The organism is Serratia sp. (in: enterobacteria), assembly GCF_051654945.1.
Taxonomy (GTDB): domain Bacteria; phylum Pseudomonadota; class Gammaproteobacteria; order Enterobacterales; family Enterobacteriaceae; genus Chania.
In genome coordinates this window covers 432,854-454,960 of record NZ_JBOFZA010000081.1, presented here as the reverse complement: position 1 = coordinate 454,960, position 22,107 = coordinate 432,854, and the positions used below count along the sequence as shown (strand labels likewise).

General features: G+C 52.9%; 21 protein-coding genes and 2 tRNA genes. 12 read left to right on the top strand and 11 right to left on the bottom strand.

Translation table 11 applies throughout. The annotated features are described in order from the left end of the window. Positions 1-50 precede the first annotated feature (50 nt). Positions 51-635, bottom strand: a complete 585-nt coding sequence (locus ACRDCA_RS18570) for a thymidine kinase (RefSeq protein ID WP_438690846.1) — start codon at positions 633-635, stop codon at positions 51-53. An 873-nt stretch (positions 636-1,508) separates the two neighbouring features. On the opposite strand from ACRDCA_RS18570, the gene hns reads away from it, so the two are divergent. Then, positions 1,509-1,916: a histone-like nucleoid-structuring protein H-NS gene (gene hns / locus ACRDCA_RS18565; protein ID WP_024486694.1), complete on the top strand. Its 408-nt coding sequence runs from the start codon at positions 1,509-1,511 to the stop codon at positions 1,914-1,916. A gap of 168 nt (positions 1,917-2,084) precedes the next feature. On the opposite strand, the gene ACRDCA_RS18560 is transcribed toward hns, so the two are convergent. From ACRDCA_RS18560 to rssA, 4 genes are all read right to left on the bottom strand, one after another. Continuing rightward, positions 2,085-3,095, bottom strand: coding sequence for an NAD-dependent epimerase (locus ACRDCA_RS18560; protein WP_438690845.1), 1,011 nt, complete (start codon positions 3,093-3,095; stop codon positions 2,085-2,087). A gap of 9 nt (positions 3,096-3,104) precedes the next feature. Then, positions 3,105-4,448, bottom strand: a complete 1,344-nt coding sequence (locus tag ACRDCA_RS18555) for a UDP-glucose dehydrogenase family protein (RefSeq protein WP_438690844.1) — start codon at positions 4,446-4,448, stop codon at positions 3,105-3,107. Positions 4,449-4,826: 378 nt separating this feature from the next. After that, the gene (rssB, locus tag ACRDCA_RS18550) at positions 4,827-5,840 is read right to left on the bottom strand and encodes a two-component system response regulator RssB (RefSeq protein WP_438690843.1); all 1,014 of its coding nucleotides are present in this window, start codon (positions 5,838-5,840) and stop codon (positions 4,827-4,829) included. A 105-nt stretch (positions 5,841-5,945) separates the two neighbouring features. Further along, positions 5,946-6,848, bottom strand: coding sequence for a patatin-like phospholipase RssA (rssA, locus tag ACRDCA_RS18545; protein WP_438690842.1), 903 nt, complete (start codon positions 6,846-6,848; stop codon positions 5,946-5,948). A 145-nt stretch (positions 6,849-6,993) separates the two neighbouring features. On the opposite strand from rssA, the gene ACRDCA_RS18540 reads away from it, so the two are divergent. The 7 genes from ACRDCA_RS18540 (at position 6,994) to ACRDCA_RS18510 (ending at position 11,262) form a co-directional block, all read left to right on the top strand. Then, complete coding sequence (locus ACRDCA_RS18540) at positions 6,994-7,452, top strand: YchJ family protein (protein WP_438690841.1); 459 nt, start codon at positions 6,994-6,996, stop codon at positions 7,450-7,452. A gap of 37 nt (positions 7,453-7,489) precedes the next feature. After that, positions 7,490-8,338, top strand: a complete 849-nt coding sequence (gene purU / locus ACRDCA_RS18535; protein ID WP_438690840.1) for a formyltetrahydrofolate deformylase — start codon at positions 7,490-7,492, stop codon at positions 8,336-8,338. A 202-nt stretch (positions 8,339-8,540) separates the two neighbouring features. Next, positions 8,541-8,625, top strand: a tRNA-Tyr gene (locus ACRDCA_RS18530). 233 nt (positions 8,626-8,858) lie between these two features. After that, positions 8,859-8,943 (top strand) — tRNA-Tyr (locus tag ACRDCA_RS18525). A 365-nt stretch (positions 8,944-9,308) separates the two neighbouring features. After that, a complete protein-coding gene (locus ACRDCA_RS18520) occupies positions 9,309-9,881 on the top strand; it encodes a TIGR00730 family Rossman fold protein (protein ID WP_438690839.1) in 573 nt (190 codons plus the stop codon). 103 nt (positions 9,882-9,984) lie between these two features. Next, positions 9,985-10,788: an exodeoxyribonuclease III gene (xthA, locus tag ACRDCA_RS18515; protein ID WP_438690838.1), complete on the top strand. Its 804-nt coding sequence runs from the start codon at positions 9,985-9,987 to the stop codon at positions 10,786-10,788. Between the two features lie 45 nt (positions 10,789-10,833). Then, positions 10,834-11,262, top strand: coding sequence for a pyrimidine (deoxy)nucleoside triphosphate diphosphatase (locus ACRDCA_RS18510; RefSeq protein ID WP_438690837.1), 429 nt, complete (start codon positions 10,834-10,836; stop codon positions 11,260-11,262). Between the two features lie 89 nt (positions 11,263-11,351). On the opposite strand, the gene ACRDCA_RS18505 is transcribed toward ACRDCA_RS18510, so the two are convergent. From ACRDCA_RS18505 to ACRDCA_RS18485, 5 genes are all read right to left on the bottom strand, one after another. Continuing rightward, positions 11,352-11,630, bottom strand: a complete 279-nt coding sequence (locus tag ACRDCA_RS18505; RefSeq protein ID WP_438690836.1) for a DUF1496 domain-containing protein — start codon at positions 11,628-11,630, stop codon at positions 11,352-11,354. Then, positions 11,627-13,552: a DNA topoisomerase III gene (locus ACRDCA_RS18500; RefSeq protein ID WP_438690835.1), complete on the bottom strand. Its 1,926-nt coding sequence runs from the start codon at positions 13,550-13,552 to the stop codon at positions 11,627-11,629. The genes ACRDCA_RS18505 and ACRDCA_RS18500 overlap by 4 nt, the downstream gene beginning before the upstream one ends. Beyond that, a complete protein-coding gene (gene mnmH / locus ACRDCA_RS18495) occupies positions 13,552-14,670 on the bottom strand; it encodes a tRNA 2-selenouridine(34) synthase MnmH (protein WP_438690834.1) in 1,119 nt (372 codons plus the stop codon). Before mnmH ends, ACRDCA_RS18500 begins: the two co-directional genes overlap by 1 nt. Further along, positions 14,670-15,713 carry a selenide, water dikinase SelD gene (gene selD / locus ACRDCA_RS18490; RefSeq protein WP_438690833.1) on the bottom strand — a complete coding sequence of 348 codons (1,044 nt, stop codon included), beginning with the start codon at positions 15,711-15,713 and terminating at the stop codon, positions 14,670-14,672. Before selD ends, mnmH begins: the two co-directional genes overlap by 1 nt. Before the next feature lie 172 nt (positions 15,714-15,885). Next, positions 15,886-16,437 (bottom strand): NAD(P)H nitroreductase, encoded by a 552-nt coding sequence (locus tag ACRDCA_RS18485; protein ID WP_438690832.1) that lies wholly within the window; start codon positions 16,435-16,437, stop codon positions 15,886-15,888. A gap of 193 nt (positions 16,438-16,630) precedes the next feature. Here ACRDCA_RS18485 and sppA point away from each other — a divergent pair, with 193 nt between their 5' ends. The 4 genes from sppA to ACRDCA_RS18465 all read left to right on the top strand — a co-directional run bounded on the left by sppA (position 16,631) and on the right by ACRDCA_RS18465 (position 21,756). Beyond that, a complete protein-coding gene (gene sppA / locus ACRDCA_RS18480) occupies positions 16,631-18,484 on the top strand; it encodes a signal peptide peptidase SppA (protein WP_438690831.1) in 1,854 nt (617 codons plus the stop codon). Positions 18,485-18,575: 91 nt separating this feature from the next. Then, positions 18,576-19,592 carry an asparaginase gene (ansA, locus tag ACRDCA_RS18475; RefSeq protein ID WP_438690830.1) on the top strand — a complete coding sequence of 339 codons (1,017 nt, stop codon included), beginning with the start codon at positions 18,576-18,578 and terminating at the stop codon, positions 19,590-19,592. An 18-nt stretch (positions 19,593-19,610) separates the two neighbouring features. Next, positions 19,611-20,243, top strand: coding sequence for a bifunctional nicotinamidase/pyrazinamidase (gene pncA / locus ACRDCA_RS18470; RefSeq protein ID WP_438690829.1), 633 nt, complete (start codon positions 19,611-19,613; stop codon positions 20,241-20,243). 232 nt (positions 20,244-20,475) lie between these two features. Beyond that, the gene (locus ACRDCA_RS18465) at positions 20,476-21,756 is read left to right on the top strand and encodes a glycoside hydrolase family 18 protein (RefSeq protein WP_438690828.1); all 1,281 of its coding nucleotides are present in this window, start codon (positions 20,476-20,478) and stop codon (positions 21,754-21,756) included. 41 nt (positions 21,757-21,797) lie between these two features. Here ACRDCA_RS18465 and ACRDCA_RS18460 read toward each other — a convergent pair whose 3' ends face one another. Beyond that, positions 21,798-22,070 carry a YeaC family protein gene (locus ACRDCA_RS18460; RefSeq protein WP_021181206.1) on the bottom strand — a complete coding sequence of 91 codons (273 nt, stop codon included), beginning with the start codon at positions 22,068-22,070 and terminating at the stop codon, positions 21,798-21,800. Positions 22,071-22,107: the final 37 nt, after the last annotated feature.

The following is a 22,107-nucleotide window of genomic DNA, read 5'->3' as shown; positions in this document are numbered from 1 at the left end:
TGGCAGTCAAAAACGCCGTACAAGCCTTCTACGGCGCTCCTAACAGGATATCACGCCGGTTCTTTGATCGCTTCTTTGTAGTGCTTGCGGCATACCGAAACATAGCTTTCGTTACCCCCGATCACCACCTGCTCACCCATATGCATCGCCTTGCCATCTTCCCCCAGGCGCAGCACCATATTGGCTTTACGCCCGCAGTGACAAATGGTCTTCAGTTCGACCAGCTTGTCGGCCCAGGCCAGCAGATGATGGCTGCCAACAAACAGTTCCCCAAGAAAATCCGTACGCAAGCCATAGCACAGCACCGGAATATCAAGCTGATCGACCACCTCGCAGAGTTCTTCAACCTGCTCTTTGGTCAGGAATTGGCTTTCATCCACCAGCACGCAATGTACGGGCTGCTGTTGATGCTCCTGGTTGATCATGGCATACAGTTGAGTGTCGTTATTATACAGCTGTGCTTGCGACGACAGCCCAATCCTCGAACTGACTTTGCCTACGCCGAAGCGGTGGTCGATCTCAGCGGTGAACACCAGCGTGCGCATACCACGTTCTTGATAATTATATGAAGATTGTAACAGTGCCGTCGATTTCCCCGCATTCATAGCGGAATAATAAAAATAAAGCTGAGCCATGTGGCCGCGACTCCATTGGTTTAAATTATATACCCTAAGACTTTCCTGTTGCTGCCGGGTAACCCGTTGACTCATCCCTTGGTCCTGCAGGCACTTTACATGACGCCCCTGCCAATCAGGAAGATTATATTCCCTCGGCAGAAGAGTCTGTTACGGTTAACTACGCTGCAGCTTGAGAGACGATAGGTATATACTGTCGGAAGGTGCAGGTTGACATTGTAACATAGGCCACGGCCAGACTCAGCAAGCGGGCCAACATTATCCTACCCCAAAAAATAGCCGTCAGCCGAGTTTCATGTGAAGCATTTTACACTCACACCGGCCAATTTTACATCTATTTACAGATTGCCGTGGTTTATCAAGCACAATTAATTATTGTTAATGATTAACTAAATTCATTAATGCTCATACAGATATGTCCTGCTAGCGTGCAAACATCCTCACTCCCCTACTCGCCTGCAATGCAATTAAATGTGTTTTCAGCGATGACTGCCCGGTTAATTGGAACGCTTAACAACTTACTACCAGCTGACCGCCAGTATACCGCTATACCCCCATTCTTTACGGTACTAGTCCTTTTGGCGAAGTGATTATGGCCACAAATCGTTGCCGATACAGTTATAGAACCTAATTATGCCCCACTGGCAAAAATGACTTTAAGCCAGCCGATTATGCCTGCTGGCTGGAGAATTTGGCTTAAAAATCGGGGAGGATAAAAGCATGCTCCCCCTGCGTTATTAGTCGGACAGTTCTCAATATCGGTTTTTTAAAGATAAATTTAGTCACTCTTTCAATTTGGCTATTGCAGAAAAGAAAAGACCACTCTATTATTATCGTCACGCCCCCCCACTAATATAATTTGAGACTTGAACAATGAGCGAAGCATTGAAGATTTTGAACAACATCCGTACTCTGCGTGCACAGGCAAGAGAATGCAGCCTGGAAACTCTGGAAGAGATGCTGGAAAAACTGGAAGTTGTTGTTAACGAACGCCGCGAAGAAGACAGCCAGGCTCAAGCAGAAATTGAAGAGCGCACTCGTAAACTGCAACAATACCGCGAAATGCTGATTGCAGACGGTATTGATCCAAACGAACTGCTGCAAACTATGGCTGCTACCAAAGCCGCTGGTAAAGCTAAGCGTGCTGCACGCCCAGCTAAATACCACTATAAAGATGAAAACGGCGAAATGAAAACCTGGACTGGCCAGGGCCGTACTCCAGCCGTGATTAAAAAAGCTATCGAAGAGCAAGGCAAATCCCTGGACGATTTCCTGCTGTAATAGCGTTTTAGTTACCTTCGAAAGGCTCCCCTCGGGAGCCTTTTTGTTTTCAGCCCCGGCAAACACCGCAACCTTCACGCACCTTATCCGGGTTTACTAGCAAAATTCTGATGTTATGGAAAAGAAAAAGAGGCCTAAGCCCCTTTATTTTACCCGCCTTTCGTTCGGTTACTGAACGTTATAAAACGCCCTATACCATTCGACAAACCGTTTAACCCCTTCATCAACGCTGGTCTCGGGTTTAAACGCGATAGTCTGGTACAGCTCCTCGGTATCGGCGCTGGTATCCAAAACGTCACCAGGCTGCATCGGCAGCATATTTTTGTGCGCCGTAATGCCTAACGCTGCCTCCAGAGCACGAATATATTCCATTAACTTAACAGGGCTGCTGTTGCCGATATTATAGACATGGTAAGGCGCAGAGCTGCTGGCTGGCGACCCTTGCTCTACCGTCCAATTGGCATTGGGCTGAGGAATGATGTCCTGTAAACGCACCACCGCCTCGGCAATATCATCAATGTAAGTAAAATCACGATGCATCTCACCATGGTTATATACATCAATGCTCTCACCGGCCAATATCGCCTTGGTGAATTTAAACAGCGCCATGTCAGGACGCCCCCAAGGGCCATATACGGTGAAAAAGCGCAGACCGGTGGTCGGCAGACCATATAAATGCGAATAGCTGTGCGACATCAGCTCATTGGCTTTTTTAGTCGCCGCATACAGCGATATTGGATGATCGACCGAGTCATCCGTCGAAAACGGCAGCTTGCGGTTAAGGCCATAAACCGAGCTGGAAGACGCGTACAACAAATGCCCGACCTTATTATGCCGACACCCTTCAAGGATGTTCAAATGGCCAATCAGGTTGGAATCTGCATAAGCCAAGGGGTGATCGAGCGAATAACGCACTCCGGCCTGGGCGCCGAGGTGAATGACCCGCTCAAACCGATGCTCAGCAAACAGCTCGGCAATTCCATTGCGATCGGCCAAATCCAGTTTGATAAACTGGAATGCTGGCTGATTAGCCAGCATATCGAGCCGTGCCTGCTTCAGGCTGACATCGTAATAATCGTTCAGGTTGTCGATACCGACAACCTGATGCCCCATGGCTAGCAGACGCTCCGTTACGTGAAAACCAATAAACCCTGCAGCGCCTGTAACCAGGAATTTCATGCTCACCTCTTAGATGACCGGCTTAATCGATGCACCACGACCAATACCATAATAAGTAAAGCCGCGCGCTTGCAGACGTTCTGGATCAAACAGGTTACGGCCATCGAAAATAACTGGCTGTTTCAAAGCCGCTTTAATCGCATCAAAATCTGGTGCGCGGAAATTCTGCCATTCGGTACAGATCACCAACGCATCCGCATCCTGCAACGCTGCTTCTTTGGTACCCATCAGCTTCAGATCGGCACGCTGTCCATAGATACGTTGCGCTTCGGCCATGGCTTCTGGGTCATAAGCTTGCACAGAGGCCCCTAATTCCCACAGGGTTTCCATTAGTACGCGGCTGGAAGCCTCACGCATATCGTCGGTATTAGGTTTAAATGCCAGGCCCCACAGCGCGAAAGTTTTGCCTTTCACATCATTAGCGAAATGATGTTTGATGAATTGGGTCAGCTTATATTTCTGCTGGTTGTTCACCTGCTCTACCGCCTGCAGCAGTTTCGGTTGATAACCGATATGCTCTGCGGTGCGGATCAGCGCCTGAACGTCTTTCGGGAAGCAGGAGCCGCCGTAGCCACAGCCTGGATAAATGAAGTGATATCCGATGCGTGAATCCGAGCCGATCCCTTGACGCACTTTCTCAATGTCTGCCCCCAGCATCTCTGCCAGATTGGAAATTTCGTTCATAAAGCTGATTTTGGTTGCCAGCATGCAGTTGGCGGCATATTTGGTCAGCTCTGCGCTGCGGATATCCATCAGGATCATGCGGTCGTGATTACGGTTGAACGGCTCATACAGCTCACGCAACGGCTCGATGACGTCTTTGTTGTCGGTACCCAGGACGATGCGCTCAGGGCGCATACAGTCGGCAACCGCGGCACCTTCTTTAAGGAATTCGGGGTTGGAGACCACATCAAACGCCACGTCGCTACCGCGTTTACGCAGCGTTTCAGTCATCACTTCACGAACTTTATCAGCGGTACCCACCGGTACGGTTGACTTGTCGATCACCACTTTACGTTCAGTCATATGTTCAGCGATGGTACGAGCCACAGCGGTGACATATTTCAGATCGGCGGAACCATCTTCGTCCGGTGGGGTTCCCACAGCGATAAACTGGATAGCACCGTGAGCAACGCCGGCTTTGGCATCGGTAGTGAAATGCAGACGACCGGCTTCATAGTTTTGCTGTACCAGCGAGGTCAGGCCCGGCTCAAAGATCGGGATATTGCCTTTTTTAAGGTTTTCGACCTTCTGTTCATCGATGTCGATACACATGACATCATGACCTACGTCAGCCAACACGGCTGCCTGCACCAGGCCAACATAGCCAATACCGAAAACGGTTACTTTCATCGGGAAGTCCTAATTTTCAATTTAACAAAAAGTTATCAAGTTACTTCTGTTTGTCCGCTACCCCAGGTAGCAGCCAAACCAACAATTCTTGCCCTCAATTGGGGCGTCTTTTTCGTAACAGCATACTATTGGCCACTGAGTTCACCGTAACGGGCCTGTCGCCCACCCATCGTTACAGTCGCTCTGACGATCTGAACGGCCCTATTTTACGCTCAAAATATGCGCATAATCCGCCATACGAAAAACCCTCAAAGTATACCAGCTTAAATCCGCTGAGTATTACCTCAAGCTCAAATAGCAATAAATTAAGACAACTACCTATGGAAATGGCGGTGAAGGAAAATAGGTAGAAACAATTGCAGAAGTTCCCTTGACGATTTATTCAGCACTCAGCATCAAACGTAGCCGGCCACCGCTGCCCCATACCTGACACTGCCAGGCATCACAGCGTTGACTAATTTGATTCATGTAAGTGGTACCCAGCGTCCCCAACGGCACGCCATTACTTAATTGGATCAGGTTATCCCCTGTATTTACATTGGCATGCAAACCGGCAGAGGCCAGCACCAGATTCTTATATTCGGCATGATAATAACCCACCAACAGCGGAAATTGCCCTTCCAACTTGCCTTGGCGCAATAATTGGTTAACTTGTTTTAACAATGCCGACATTTGCGGCAGGCGGTGTTGTTGATTGGCTAAATGATCTTGCAGTAACCCGTTGAATAATGCGCGTAATAACAAGGCAGCCATCACGCCATTATCTCCCGCACGGGTAACATCCAGGCAATAAAACGCCAGATCTTTATCCGACAGCGCAGCGACATCAAGCACCAACCCCGGATTTTCGCCGGTGGTTAATTGACGATAATTAATACGGCAACCGGCAATAGACTGCTGTACCGGTGGTTGCAACTGTTTGAGTAATCGTACGGCTTCCGAGGGGTTTTGGCTTAGTGCTTGCCAATCCTGAAACAGCTCGGCTTCTTCGATCGCCTGCGAAGTAAACATATTGGGATAGAGGCATGCCAGCACGGCTTCACGCAGCCGGTTGAGATCGGTCAACGGTTTCAGCAGCACATCCTGCACACCAAGCCGCAAGACCTTGGCGATGTCAGCCATCTTATCGGTCGCCGAGATCACCAACACCGGGATCTTGATCCCCTGCAACCGCAGATGTTCAACAAACTCGATACCGTCCATTTCCGGCATGGCGAGATCGCACAGGATCAGGTCTGGAACGACCTCTTCTACCGCACTCAACGCCAGTAGGCCATTGGCCGCCTCGCTGGTTTGCGCCCCCAAGGATGCAAGATAACTTACAAGCACAGAACGGAAAACCTGTTCGTCCTCAACGATTAAGATGCGCTTGTTTATCAGTGGTAATGCCATCGACCCAGCCTCTTCCCTTTTGATGTTGTAATAGTGGCTCATAATGAGCACTTGTGCTTGTCGAAAATACCCCCGATAGCATCATTCCACCCTAACAAATGGTAATCATTTATTTTTTATCAGCGGAGCCAAAACATCTATCTGTTTTTCGACCGCCAGGCGGCCCGCTTCTATCGCCTCGCTGGCGCGATGGAAATCCAGGGTAGATATTTGCGGGCAATACGGCTGTATCAGCACGTCCGGCGGATCGCTGGCCATACGGGTACGCTTCACCCGATTCTCCAGCATCTGGATCGAGGTGCTCATGATTTCCATCGCCGTAGGGGTAAAGGTGGTTTTCTTCAGCATCATTTTATTCATGCGTTCCCGCAGGCGTTCGCGCCAGTTAGTCGAATCGCTAGTGCTGGGTTCACTAGGATCGCTGTGCACCGAAAACAGATCCTGCTGCATCAAGTGAGCATCATGTTGTAAATCCACGGCAATCACTATGTCTGCCCCCATAGCTCTGGCCAGTGAGATAGGAACCGGGTTGACCAAGGCACCATCCACCAACCAATATCCGTCAAACCATACCGGTGCCAGCAAACCCGGCATACTGCAGGAAGCACGGATGGCCTGGTGGATATCCCCTTTGGTCATCCACAGCTCTCGGCCTGTGCTGAGGTTGGTCGTCACCGCACCAAATTTAAGTGAGCAATCGGCGAAATCATCAATCTTCAGCAATTGGCCGACGACGTTAAACACGCGCTCACCGCGAAGTAATCCACCGCGCTGCCAAGAGAGATCCATCAGCCTGATCACGTCCCAATAGCTGAACGAGCGTACCCATTGCTCCATTAATGGCAGGCGATGGCTGGCAAACGCGGCCCCAACCAGTGCCCCGACGGAACATCCAGCAACAATATCGACTTCGATACCCCGTTTACGTAAGGCGTTGATCACGCCGATATGCGCCCATCCCTTGGCAGCACCGGCTCCTAATGCCAGTCCGATTTTAACTTTCCGCATGCTTCGCCTATCCTTTGCACGGTAAATTCACTCAGCCCAATCGCAGGGTACATTGTCATCAACGAATAATGTTAGGTAACATATGCGTTAAATTCATTTTAGCTTCGCTTTGCATCACGCGAGCTAACCATTGAGAGGCGTTATTTTGACTGAGCTATGCCCCTGCGGCAGCGGGCTGGACTACAGCGTTTGCTGTGCGCCCTATATAACAGGTACTCAATACGCCACGTCCCCGGGCATATTAATGCGTTCGAGATATTCCGCCTATGTAAAACAGGATGTGGATTATCTTATTGCGACCTGGCACCCAAACTGCAACCCTGAAGAGTGGCGCAGCGCCATCAGCAGCAGCTTTGGCAATACCACATGGCTTGGGCTGACGGTCATAGCGGAAACCGCGGGTAATAGCGCTGATGAGGGGTTTGTAGAATTTATCGCCCGGTCACGCGATGGGGAAAGCGAGAGTGCCATGCATGAGCGTTCCCGCTTCCTTCGTCTGGAACAACGCTGGTACTATATCGACGGAACCAAGCCTCAACCGGGCAGAAACGCCGTTTGCCCCTGCGGCTCAGGCAAAAAATATAAAAAGTGCTGCGGGCAATAAGCCTGCGGATTAAGAATCAGACGGGATCGACACACTCATGCCACAGCAAAACGTACAAAGAAAAATTTTACGCACCATCTGCCCTGATGCCAAAGGGCTGATCGCCAAGATCACCAATATTTGTTACAAGCACGAATTGAACATTGTGCAGAACAATGAGTTTGTCGACCACCTAACCGGTCGCTTCTTTATGCGTACCGAGCTGGAAGGGATCTTCAATGACACGACGCTGTTGGCCGATCTGGACAGCGCGTTGCCGGATGGCTCGGAGCGTGAATTGCACAGCGCAGGCCGCCGCCGCATTGTGGTATTGGTCACCAAAGAAGCCCACTGTCTGGGTGATTTGTTGATGAAAAGTGCCTATGGCGGCCTGGACGTTGAGATTGCCGCCGTCATTGGTAATCACACCACGTTACAGACGCTGGTTGAACGCTTTGACATTCCTTTCCATCTGGTCAGCCACGAAGGTCTGACGCGTGAGCAGCACGATCAGCAGATGATCGCCCAGATCGACCAATATCAGCCGGACTACGTGGTGTTGGCCAAGTATATGCGCGTGCTCACCCCGGCTTTCGTTCAGCATTACCCGAACCAGGTGATCAATATTCACCATTCGTTCCTGCCTGCCTTTATCGGTGCACGTCCTTATCATCAGGCCTATGAGCGTGGTGTGAAGATCATTGGGGCGACGGCGCACTATGTTAACGACAGCCTGGATGAAGGCCCAATCATTATGCAGGACGTGATCCATGTCGATCACACCTATTCGGCAGAAGATATGATGCGTGCCGGGCGTGACGTAGAGAAAAACGTGCTAAGCCGCGCACTGTATCGGGTGCTGGCTCAACGCGTGTTCGTCTACGGTAACCGCACGGTGATTTTGTAACTGCGTAACAAAGCGGTGTCTTTCGTTCACGGAAGCACCGCTAAGAATAAAAAAGCGACAAACAATTCATTTTCTGCATTTCAATGCTTTACACCGGCGTTTCATTTGATATGATGCGCCCCGCTTACCGAGACAGGCGTTTCGCAAAGCACCAGAGAACTTTAGCCATTTCTCTGTAAAAGTAGTAAGCCATGAACATTATGGTGGGGTTCCCGAGCGGCCAAAGGGAGCAGACTGTAAATCTGCCGTCACAGACTTCGAAGGTTCGAATCCTTCCCCCACCACCATCTCTTCCTCGGCCACAAAAATGAAATGTTGTACGGAGTTTCATTTAGCAGCGAGGGGAAGGATGAGAAGCTTCGACCAAGGTTCGAGTCCACGTAGTGGACAACGCGCTTGCGCGGTAATCCTTTCCACCACCATCGTATGGTGAAGCGGTTACGGACTAATAGAGATTAAGAAACAAAAATGGAAATCTAGCCGATTTCTTGCAATAAAATCAAAAATCCATGAATACCATGGTGGGGTTCCCGAGCGGCCAAAGGGAGCAGACTGTAAATCTGCCGTCATCGACTTCGAAGGTTCGAATCCTTCCCCCACCACCATCTCTTTATGTACCTCCCAATTTAAAAAATTCCATTTATTCCCATGCAACACCGAACAGGGAAGGATGAGAAGCTTCGACCAAAATAGCTGTTCCTTATTGCGCTACAGCTGGAACTCATGCAGAACGCCGACACGCCGTGAATCCATCCCTGGAGGCTCGCAATCGCGCATCCCGCGCTCAACGGTCGGCTAACCTGCAATGACTCCCACCTGTTTCCAGCTTGAGTGTCGCGGTTTTAAAACACTACCGGGCTTCATCTGCACGAAATCATCTTTCTCGCCACCACTACAATACCAATTCCCCTTGAACTGAAATCCACAATCATCTATACAAACCACTTCTTGAAAGCAGCAAGGGAAAATCATGCGTAACAACATTTGTATCTTTTGTGGTGCCAGCGAGGGCAATGATCCAGTCTATGTAGAGCATGCCCGCCAATTAGGGCATTTACTTGGCTCCCAAGGGCGTCGCCTGGTCTACGGCGGAGGTAAGAAAGGATTGATGGGCGTTGTTGCCGACGCGGTGCTAGAGGCCGGTGGCGAAGCGGTAGGCATTATTCCCCAACGATTGGTTGAAGCCGAAACGGCACACCGCGGCCTGACCGAATTGGAAATCGTCCCCGATATGCACACCCGTAAAGCGCGGATGGCCGAGCTGGCCGACGGTTTTATTGCCCTGCCTGGTGGCATCGGTACGCTGGAAGAACTGTTCGAAATCTGGACCTGGGGACAGATCGGTTATCACAGCAAGCCAGTCGGTCTGTTGAACGTTAACGGTTTCTATCAACCACTCAGCCAGTTTTTACAACATGTCGCCGATCAAGGCTTTATGCGGCATGATTATCTCAAGACCCTGCATATCAGCGATTCTCCGGCAGCCTTGATCCAGCTATTTGATAATTATCAGCCACAGAATTACGATCGCTGGGCAAAATAATCACTCAGCTACCAGCGGCAGTCCGCCGCTGGTCCACGTTACATTTTCGGCCAAACTCTGCTACTATCTGAACACATTTTTTCGGATAAAAACGGCAGCGCTCATGAAGTTTGTTTCTTTTAATATCAATGGACTGCGTGCACGTCCGCATCAGCTGGCAGCAATTATTGAACAGCATCAGCCGGATGTGATCGGCCTGCAGGAAACCAAAGTCCACGACGACATGTTCCCGCTGGAAGAAGTCAGCCAACATGGCTATCACGTGTTCTATCATGGGCAGAAAGGCCATTACGGCGTCGCGATGCTGACCAAAGCTGAGCCTCTTGCCGTACGCCGTGGTTTTCCTACTGATGAAGAAGATGCCCAGCGTCGTATCATCATGGCCGACCTGGCAACGCCACAAGGCACACTGACGGTGATTAATGGTTACTTCCCACAAGGAGAAAGCCGCGACCACCCGACCAAGTTCCCAGCCAAAACCCGCTTCTATCAAGACCTGCAAAATTATCTGCAACAACTGCCGGCAGAGTCACAGGTATTGATTATGGGCGATATGAACATCAGCCCGAGCGATCTGGACATTGGTATCGGCGAAGAAAGCCGCAAGCGTTGGTTGCGTACCGGTAAATGTTCCTTCCTGCCAGAAGAGCGTGAATGGATGGGCCGTCTGCTCGACTGGGGGCTGGTCGATACCTACCGTCATGCCAACCCGGAGCGTAAGGATGAATTCTCATGGTTTGACTACCGCTCACGCGGTTTCGATGAAAACCGTGGCCTGCGCATCGACTTGCTGTTGGCTAATACCTCATTGGCTGCGCACTGTACCGCTACCGGCATTGATTATCAGATCCGTGGTATGGAAAAACCTTCCGACCATGCTCCCGTCTGGGCCGAGTTCACCCTGTAATCATCTCAGCCCCGATACACATCGGGGCAACGTTGAATATTTGCTATGAAAATCATTGATGTTGTGGCCGCCATTATCGAACAAGACGGCAAGATCTTGCTCGCCCAGCGCGACAGCAGTAGCGATCAGGCGGGTCTATGGGAGTTTCCCGGTGGCAAGGTCGAAACGGCAGAGAGCCAGCCCCAAGCGCTGGCACGTGAGCTGAGGGAGGAATTAGGTATTGTCGCCCAGGTGGGAAGCTTTGTGGCCAGCAATCAGTGGCAGCAAAGTGAGAGAACGATCCGGCTACATGCCTGGCGGGTTGGCTCCTTCAGCGGGGAATTACGGTTACATTGCCATAGTGCAACTGTCTGGGTAACCCCCGAACAGGCGAGAGACTATCCGTTAGCACCCGCCGATATTCCCCTGCTGGAAAGCTATATTAGTTCAATATCCGCCTCCACCCAACCCACTCCCACAGGGCAAGGGAGCTAGTTCAGAGTCGTGTGAAGGTTCAGTGGCACTGTGTAGGGGCGCCGCAATGTTGAACTGCGCCCGTGAGTAGCACATTAGATCCAGGCAAGTCACCGCTTGAGGCGGATCCAGATTAACGGATTGGTGCCCGTGACGTTAGGATCGCGCGCGCACTGCATCAGTTCGTCACCCACTTTCAGCAACGCACCTTCAGAATAGTTTTGATTCTGATAGATGCAGCAACGGTTGCAAGGCGGCGGTGTCGTGGTACGCGCGCTCCCCCATATTTCAGGGGAAACAGGCACTACGACGTCAACGTTGCCACGGTTAGCCATTACCCCGTTGGAAACCATCATCAAACAACCAATCATCAGCGTTATGCGGCTCATTCACTTTTCTCCCGTGCCTTACCGGCAGTTTTTTTACGCTTTTTCGCCCCGGCTGACGGTGCAGGCGATAAGCCACGAAACGCTATACTGGCCCGGCTCTGCTTAGCCTGATGGATCAACTGTTGCAGCGTGCCCTCCAGCGGTTGCATAAAGTCCTGATAGCGGCAGGATTTTTCACTGATTTGTGTCAGCGTGGATTCCCACTGTGCCGTCATATCAGGGCGTGCCGCCAGGTCTGGCAATGAGTGGATCAATGCCCGCCCGGTTTCGCTGGAATGAATATAGCGCCCTTTCTTGTAAAGAAACGCCCGCTTGAACAACAGCTCGATGATGCCCGCGCGCGTTGCCTCTGTCCCTAAACCATCGGTCGCTCGCAGGATTTTCTTTAGCGCTTTATCCTGCACAAATCGTGCGATGCCGGTCATGGCAGACAGCAGACTTGCATCGGTAAAGGGCCGCGGCGGTTGCGTCTGGCGCTCAACCACTTCGCCACGCTCACACAGTAACTCATCGTCTTTGGCGACCACCGGCAGTGGTGCGCCTTCGTTTTCCTCATCACGCTCTTTGCTACCCAGCAAGGTACGCCACCCCGCTTCGGCCAGAAAACGCGCCTTGGCGATAAATTTACCACCGGCGATATCCAGCTCAATGACGCATTTGCGGAACATCGCATCCGGGCAGAACTGCATCAGATATTGCCGAGCGACCAAACCGTAAACGTTCAGTTCATCCTGGCTCAGGCTGGCCTTGCTGGCCCGCGCCGTTGGAATAATCGCGTGGTGAGCATCGACTTTTTTGTCGTCCCAGCAGCGGTTACGACGTTCACTATCGATTATCGGCTGCGGATAAAGATCCGGCTGATGCACACTGATAGCGTTCAACACCGCATGACGCCCGGCAAAATGTTCCTCTGGCAGATAACGGCAATCAGAACGCGGGTAAGTGATCAGCTTGTGGGTTTCATACAACCGTTGGCAAACGTCCAACACTTGCTGGGCACTGAGGTTAAAGCGTTTCGACGCCTCAATCTGTAACGTGGACAAGGAAAACGGCAACGGGGCAGTATCTGATTCCCGTTTATCATTATACGAGGTGACTAGCGCCGGCGCGCCTTCGATCCGTTTAACCACGTGATCGGCCAATGGCCGGTGCAGTAAACGCCCTTCTTCATCCTGATAAGGCTCACAGGATTCACTCGGCTGCCACAGGGCGACAAAACGCTCTTCCTTCGGCGTAACGATGTGGGCTTTCACCTCAAAGAAGTCTTTCGAGACGAAGTTTTCGATCTCTTCATCGCGCCGCACCACCAGCCCCAGCACCGGCGTCTGTACCCGCCCCACCGACAGCACGCCATCATAGCCCGCATTACGCCCTAACAGCGTATAAGCGCGGGTCATGTTGATGCCATAAAGCCAGTCTGCGCGCGCACGAGCCAAAGCGGAAACGCACAGCGGAATAAAGTCCCGGTTATCACGCAGGCGCTGCACTGCGCGCTCTACCGCCTGCGGGTTGAGATCGTTAATCAGGCAGCGTTGCACGTTCTGGCGCTTTTCCTGAGTCAGCGCCAGATAATCCAGCACTTCATCCACCAGCAGTTGCCCTTCCCGATCCGGGTCACCCGCGTGGATCACCTCATCGGCCTCCGCCAGCAACTTTTTGATCGCATTCAGCTGTTTGCTGACCGAAGGGCGCGGTTGCAACAACCACTTCTGCGGGATGATCGGTAAGTCGGCCAACGACCAACGCGCGTAACGGCTGTCGTAAGCGTCCGGCTGTGCCTGTTCTAACAGGTGTCCAACACACCAGGTCACCACATCGTTGCTGCCACAGGCGATAAACCCGTCACCCCGGCGATGAGGCTTGGGTAATACATCAGCAATGGCGCGGGCCAAACTCGGTTTTTCGGCTATGAACAGTCGCATTATTCACCGCTATTCTGGCTGTACGTCATCAGGAACTCTCTGACCTCCACATAGTTACCGCGAAAGATCATACGTTGGGTTTTCTTTTCTAATTGATAGCGATACATCGGATCGTAATAGTGCAGCAGCAGCGGCACCAGCCATTGCTGATGGGCATCACTTTGGCCACTGAGGCGTTGCTCTTGCAGCGCCGACTCCAGCAACAGCGTCAACTGCTGGAACAGTTCCAGCCCCAGCCGGCGTCGAATGGCAAACAGGCCATGATGCAGATACTCATCATATTGCTGCCAGCCTTCTTGCTCGCCATAGGCCTGTTCAAAGGCGATACGCATCCGATCGATGTACTCATCCTGCAACCGTGCCACACGCACATCAAACGGATCGTCGATGACGACCAGCGCAGCCTGTTGCATGCCGTTGAACAACCCCAAGGGAAGATTGTTGGAGCCGATAATACGGCTTTCATCCTCCAACACCCAATGGCGGCAGCCGCCGTGCTGTTTCTTTAACATCTGCACGGCTAGCTGGTTCTCAAAATCAATCTGGGTAGATTGCTTGACCAAGGTTCGGCCAAAGGAGGAGCCACGGTGATGGGCGATCCCTTCCAGATCGATCCCCGCCGCCAATTCATTAATCAGCAGCGTCTTGCCGCAGCCGGTATTACCGCCCACGATCAGCATAGGCAACGCGGCGGCGGCATCAAGCGCAGCAAGCAAAAAATTGCGCAGTGCCTTATAGCCACCGACCACGCGTGGATAATCAACGCCAGCCTCTCGCAGCCACTGTTGCACCAGTTGCGAACGCAATCCACCACGGAAACAGTAGATGTAGCCTTCCGGTTGCTGCGCACATTGCTCGAGCCAGGCTTGGGTGCGTTGCTCCCGCAGCTTTCCGTTGACCAAACTATGCCCCAAGGCAATAGCTGCCTGTTGGCCATGTTGTTTGTAACAGGTCCCGACCGCCTGGCGTTCACTGTCAATCATCAGCGGCAGGTTAATTGCCCCAGGAAACGCGCCCTGCTGAAACTCTATCGGCGCGCGCACGTCGATCAGCGGCACATCCTGTAGAAATAAACGCTGGTAGTCCTGCGTATCCTGCCGAATCTTTACAGTTGACACTAGACAACCTCGATCAGCGGTTTGCCTGCCTGTGCGGCCTGCAATTCGCCAATCGCATTCAGCGTGATACCGTGACGGGCCGCGATTGCCTGCACTTCGGCCTCGGCTTCTGGCAATACCGCCAGCAGCAAGCCGCCAGAGGTCTGTGGATCGCACAGCAATTGGCGTTGCAGATCGCTCATTTCGCCAACCAGATGGCCATAGCTTTCAAAATTCCGCCCGGTACCGCCCGGTACACAGCCTTCGCTGATGTAACGCTCAACATCCGGCAATTTTGGCACGCTATCAAACCACACCTTCGCCTGTAGGTCGGAACCTTGGCACATCTCGCTGAGGTGGCCGAGCAGGCCAAAGCCGGTGACATCGGTCATTGCCGTTACGCCAGCAACTTCGGCAAAATCTGCGCCTGGCTTATTCAACTGGCACATGACCTCGGTGGCCAAGCCGTGGTGTTCCGCCAGCAGCTTGCTTTTCTTCTCTGCGGTGGTCAGCACGCCAATGCCCAGCGGCTTGGTCAGGAATAGCTTGGTGCCTGCCTGCGCGGCACTGTTTTTCTTCACCAGGTCGGTTTTGACGATACCGGTCACCGCCAGGCCAAAAATCGGCTCTGGGGCATCGATCGAATGGCCACCCGCCAACGCAATCCCCGCCTGTTGACAGGCATAGCGCCCACCGTCGATCACCTGCTGGGCCACTTCTGCGGGTAATTTGGCAATCGGCCAGCCGAGGATGGCAATTGCCATGATCGGTTTACCGCCCATCGCATACACGTCACTGATGGCGTTGGCTGCCGCAATACGGCCAAAATCAAACGGGTCATCGACGATTGGCATAAAGAAGTCGGTGGTGCTGATAATGCCCACGCCGTTACCGATATCATAAACCGCGGCGTCGTCACGCGTTTCATTACCTACCAGCAGATGGGGATCGATAAACTTTTCCTGCTCGCTGTGCAGGATCGTTTCAAGCACTTTGGGTGAGATTTTACAGCCGCAGCCAGCGCCATGGCTGTACTGGGTCAATCGAATGGCCGGCGATGTCATAGTCCACTCCCTCTGGGTAACAAACGAACGTAAGGATATCACAATGGGATATAGGGTAGCGCTTGCCGAGGGGATTGATAAGAGCAGGTTGGCATTATGCGTACGACCTGCTCATAAACAGTACAAAACTGCGGGATATCGCGCATTCTATGGCAAATTCCCGCAGGGTGGATCAGAAGTAGCGAACGAAAGGCGTACTGTCCGGTGCGACCACTTTGGTCGAGCCTTTCAACTGCGGCGTCCCCAGATAGAGGAAGCCAACGATCTCGTCCTGCTCACGGCAGCCAAAGGCTTCACGCACCAACGGATGCTCTGTCCAGGCACCGCTGCGCCAGATGCCATTGAAGCCCTGCGCCAAGGCGGCCATTTGCATCGCCTGCACTGCGCAACCGGCGGAAACCACCTGCTCCCAACGCGGCACTTTCGGATTTTCGCTGCAATGGGCAACCACCGTAATAATCAGCGGCGCGCGAAAAGGTGCCTGTTTGGCTTTTTCCACCGCGCTGTCATCCAGCTCATCGTGCCTGGCGGCCGCTTGCAGCAGTTCACTGAAGCGTTGCAGACCCTGATCTTCAATCAGCACAAAACGCCACGGTTGCAACGTCCCGTGATCCGGCGCGCGCAGTCCGGCGTTGATAATATTCTGGCGCACTTCACCTGCGGGGGCCGGGGCGGTCAAGCGTGACGCAGAACGACGATTCAGTAACAGTTCCAGTGCATCCATGGTTAACTCCTGATAACAATTTTCATTTAAATCACGTTAACATAGCTCAACATAGAGTTACAGCCTCTGTAATACTGTCTGTACCCGGCGCTTTGCAAGCGGCAACGGGATAACTGGCAGGTGATTTAAAGCTGACTTTTCTTCGTCCGCTCATTAGGATAGCGGAACATTCTAGACTCTTGTTGGAGAGCACATGCGCACATTGGGGCGAATTATTGCAGGCATTTTCAGATGGACATGGCGTCTGCTGAATTTTGTCAGGGAGCTTATCCTGAACTTGTTCCTGATTTTTTTGATCCTGATCGGGGTCGGTATTTATCTTTCACTCCAAGGCAGTTCTTCGGTAGAAACACCGCGTGGCGCACTGCTGGTCGATCTCAGCGGTGTGGTGGTCGATCAACCTTCGGTGAACAACCGCGTTCGCCAGTGGGGCCGTGAACTACTGGGCGCCTCCAGCAATCGTCTGCAGGAAAATTCACTGTTTGACCTGGTGGATACCATTCGCAAGGCCAAAGATGACAAAAACATCACCGGGATGGTATTGCAGCTGAATGACTTTGCCGGAGCCGACCAGCCTTCTCTGCAATATATCGGTAAAGCGCTGCGTGAATTCCGCGACAGTGGTAAGCCGATCTACGCCATTGGCGATAGCTATAATCAGACGCAATACTATCTGGCCAGCTACGCCAACAAGATCTACCTGTCACCGCAGGGTGCCGTCGATCTGCATGGTTTCGCGACCAACAACCTTTACTACAAATCCCTGTTGGAAAAACTGAAGGTCACCACCAACATTTTCCGCGTGGGTACCTATAAATCTGCCGTAGAGCCGCTGATCCGTGACGATATGTCACCAGCAGCGCGGGAAGCCGATAGCCGCTGGGTCGGCGGATTGTGGCAAAACTATCTGGATACGGTGGCGGCTAACCGGCAACTCACTCCAGCTCAGTTGTTCCCAGGCGCGGCAGACATTCTTATTGGCTTAAAAGCGGCGGGTGGCGACACCGCGCAGTTCGCCCTGAACGGCAAACTGGTCGATGAGCTGGCGTCCCGCACCGCGATAGAAACCCAGTTGGTGAAAACCTTCGGTTGGAACAAGCAGAGCAATGACTTCAATGCGGTCAGCATCTACGATTACCAGCCGCAACCCGCGCCGGATCAGGGCAGCGAGATCGCCGTTGTCCTGATCAACGGAGCCATCATGGATGGACAACAGACGCCAGGTTCGGTCGGCGGCGATACCACGGCGGCACAATTGCGCCAGGCTCGTCTCGATCCGAAAATCAAAGCCGTCATCCTGCGCGTCAATAGCCCAGGCGGCAGCGTCAGCGCCTCTGAAGTGATCCGCTCCGAGTTGGCAGCGGTTCGTGCCGCAGGTAAACCGGTGGTCGTTTCCATGGGCGGGATGGCCGCGTCTGGCGGTTATTGGGTTTCGACCCCGGCAGATTACATTATTGCCAGCCCGAGCACCCTCACCGGCTCCATCGGTATCTTTGGCGTCATCAACACCTATGAAAACACGCTAGACAGCATTGGGGTCCATACCGACGGCGTGGCAACGTCGCCGCTGGCCGATTTGTCAGTGACCAAAGCCCTGCCGCCAGAGTTCTCGCAGATGATGCAGTTGAACATCGAGAACGGTTACAAGAACTTCATTAACCTGGTGGCAACCGCCCGGAAAATGACGCCGGAGCAGGTCGACCAAATTGCTCAGGGCCATGTCTGGATCGGTAGCGATGCCAGGAAAAATGGTCTGGTAGACCAACTGGGTGACTTTGACGACGCGGTGAAGAAAGCCGCCGAACTGGCCAAGCTGCCACAGTGGCAGCTCAACTGGTTTATTGATGCTCCAAGCATGACGGATATGATCCTCAGCCAGTTTGGCGTTTCTATCCACGCCATGTTGCCTGCGGCGATCCAGTCGATGCTGCCAGCCCCTCTGGCATCGGTGGCCCTGGCGGTGAAAGAACAGCCGGGCCTGTTTAATAACCTGAACGATCCGCAGCACCGTTATGCCATATGCCTGACTTGCGGAGAGGTCCGTTAACAAATAAATCTCTAGCCCGGCGTCTGCCGGGCTTTTTTTCTGCTGCCATCCCCCTATAATTCAGCCTATCTGACAGCCATAAGATCAAACCATGCAAAAGAAATCCATTTACGTCGCCTATACCGGTGGCACTATCGGTATGCAGCGTTCCGAACAGGGATACATCCCGGTTTCCGGCCATTTACAGCGCCAACTGGCGTTAATGCCCGAGTTCCATCGGCCTGAAATGCCGGATTTCACCATTCATGAATATGCCCCATTGATCGACTCCTCCGATATGACGCCCGAAGACTGGCAACATATTGCCGATGACATCAAACAGAATTATGCCCTGTATGACGGCTTTGTTATTCTGCACGGCACCGACACCATGGCGTTTACCGCCTCGGCGCTGTCATTCATGCTGGAGAATCTGGATAAGCCGGTTATCGTGACCGGATCGCAAATTCCACTGGCGGAATTGCGCTCCGACGGTCAGACCAATCTGTTGAATGCACTCTATCTGGCCGCCAACCATCCGGTGAATGAGGTCAGCCTGTTTTTCAACAACAAGCTGTTCCGTGGCAACCGCACCACCAAGGCACATGCCGACGGTTTTGATGCCTTTGCCTCCCCCAACCTGCCACCGCTGTTGGAAGCCGGGATCCATATCCGCCGCCAGACCGGCATTGCCTCTCCGGTATGCAACGGGGAACTGATCGTGCATAACATCACACCGCAGCCGATCGGCGTGGTGACGATTTATCCGGGGATTTCCGGTGCCGTGGTGCGCAACTTTCTGCTGCAACCGGTCAAAGCCCTGATCCTGCGCTCTTACGGTGTCGGCAACGCGCCGCAAAAGGCCGAACTGGTGGATGAATTGCGCGATGCCTCCGAGCGTGGCATCGTAGTGGTCAACCTGACCCAATGTATCTCCGGCCGGGTCAATATGGAGGGCTATGCGACCGGTAATGCCCTGGCCCATGCAGGCGTGATCAGCGGTTTTGATATGACGGTGGAAGCCGCGCTGACCAAATTACATTACCTGTTGAGCCAACCCTTGACCCCAGAAGAGATCCGCGGCCTGATGCAACAAGACCTGCGGGGCGAACTAAGCGCTGCGGGCTAACCCGACAAGGGAACTCAAATGAAAACAGCCCTGTTGTTGATTGATTTGCAAAACGACTTTTGCCCCGGCGGCGCGTTAGGTGTGGCTGAAGGGGATACGACTATCGCCGTCGCCAATCAGGCCATCGCAGCTAGCCTGGCCCGTGACGAAACGGTGGTCGCCAGCCAGGATTGGCATCCGGCGGAGCATCGCAGCTTTGCGATCAACTCCAACACACAGGTTGGCACACTTGGGGAACTTGACGGTCTGCCCCAGATTTGGTGGCCGGTGCATTGCGTTCAGGGCAGCCCAGGCGCAGAGCTTCACGCTCAGCTTGACCAGCAATCTATCGCGGCGGTATTCCGTAAGGGTGAGAACCCGGATATCGACAGCTATAGCGCTTTCTTTGATAACGGCCACCGGTCGCAAACGGCGCTCGATGGCTGGCTCAAGGAACAAGGCATCACGCATCTAACCGTGATGGGACTCGCCACCGATTATTGCGTCAAGTTCAGCGTGTTGGACGCCTTGCGCTTGGGGTATCAGACTGAGGTCATTATTGATGGCTGTCGCGGCGTCAATTTGCAACCGGACGACAGCGAGCAGGCCTTGGCAACTATGCAGTCGGCTGGCGCGCAGTTAGTGACACTGTCACAGTTTATGCACCGCTAACGATTTTCAGGGCAGCTTGGCCTTAGTGCCCCGTCACCCGCAATATTTCGACGCTGCTCACATTCTCACCATTCTTCTGCATTACGGTCTTGTCCCCTCCTGCCTCTTTTGCTGTTATGGCTGTTGATGCATTGGCATCAACTAGTTATACGCATCCGGGGCTTAGTGAGCCCGGCTTTATTGATACCGCCTCAGGCGGTTCAGGTCGGCCTTGCTGACCAAAGGAGATGACATGGCTTTACCCCGTAAACTGCTGCCCATGCTGGTAGCGGTGCAACTCAGTATGGCTGGCGCTGGTTTCGCACATGCCGCCTCTTATCTTTCTGTCGGCTACTTCAATGGCGGTGGCGACGTCACTGCCGGGCCAGGTGGTGACATCAACCTGTTGGATGTCAGCCAGATCACCCACCTCAACTACTCTTTCGGCCTGATTTATAACGCGGAGAAAGACGAGTCCAATCCAGCACTGAAAGACCCTTCTCGCCTGCATCAAATCTATCTCTCCCCTAAAGTGGAAGCGGATTTAAAGCGGCTGCCGGTATTACGCCAACAAAACCCTGCACTGAAGGTACTACTTTCCGTGGGTGGCTGGGGAGCTCGCGGCTTCTCTGGCGCGGCGGCAACGCCGGAAAACCGAGCGGTGTTTATCCGTTCGGTGCAGGACGCGATCGCCAAGTATCAGCTCGATGGCATCGATCTGGATTGGGAATACCCGGTGAATGGGGCTTGGGGATTGGTGGAAAGCCAACCTGCTGACCGCGCCAACTTCACCGCCCTGCTGAGCGAACTGCATCAGGCATTGGGTAAAGAAAAACTGCTGACCATCGCCGTAGGGGCCAACGTCAAAAGTCCGCAGGAATGGGTGGACGTCAAGGCTATTGCGCCCTATTTGGACTACATCAATCTGATGACCTACGACATGGCGTACGGCACCCAATATTTCAATTCCAACCTCTATGATTCCAAACAATGGCCAACCGTTGCTGCTGCCGACAGGTACAGCGCCGACTTCGTGGTCAACAACTATCTGGCCGCCGGGCTGAAGCCTGCTCAGCTTAATCTGGGGATTGGATTCTATGGCCGGGTCCCTAAACGCGCCACCGAAGCAGGTATTGATTGGGATGTGGCTGATGCAGCCAAACATCCCGTCACCCAGCCCTATTTCACCGCGCGTGAAAAAGATACCTTCAGGTCGCTGGGGGTGGATTTGGATAAAGACACCTACATCAAGTACAACGACATCGTGAACAAAATGTTGAATGATCCACAACGGCGTTTTAGTGCACATTGGGATAACGACGCCAAAGTGCCCTATCTGATGATGAAATCGGCAGAAGGCAAGCCGCTGTTCGCGATTGGCTATGAAAACCCGCGCTCGGTCGCCATCAAGGCCGAGTACATCAAGAGCAAAGGATTGGGAGGGGCGATGTTCTGGGAATATGGCGCAGACGATAACAATCGCCTGGCCCATCAACTGGCCGAGACCTTGGGCATCAGCCCGCTGAAGAAATAAAGTTTGCAGGGCGATGGCAACATCGCCCTGTTAGCAGCGGGTTATTGTGGCTTCAGCTTGGCCAATGGCTCGGCCATAAACTGCTGTTTCAGCTCCTGCTTGCTTTTCATCACAATTTGCCCGTCGGTGCCGATGCTCATATGTTGCGGGTCCGCATTGTTCATCGACTGCCACAACATCACCGCCTGCAGGCTGTGTTCTTTCTGCTCTGGCGTCAATGCCACACCATCCGGCCACTTGCCCAGCTCCACGGCCAGCACCAGCCGCTGGTAGATTTCCGGCGTCATGGCCGCAATCAGATCTTTTACTTCCATCAGAGCATTTCCTCACCCAAGGATGAATAATTAGCTG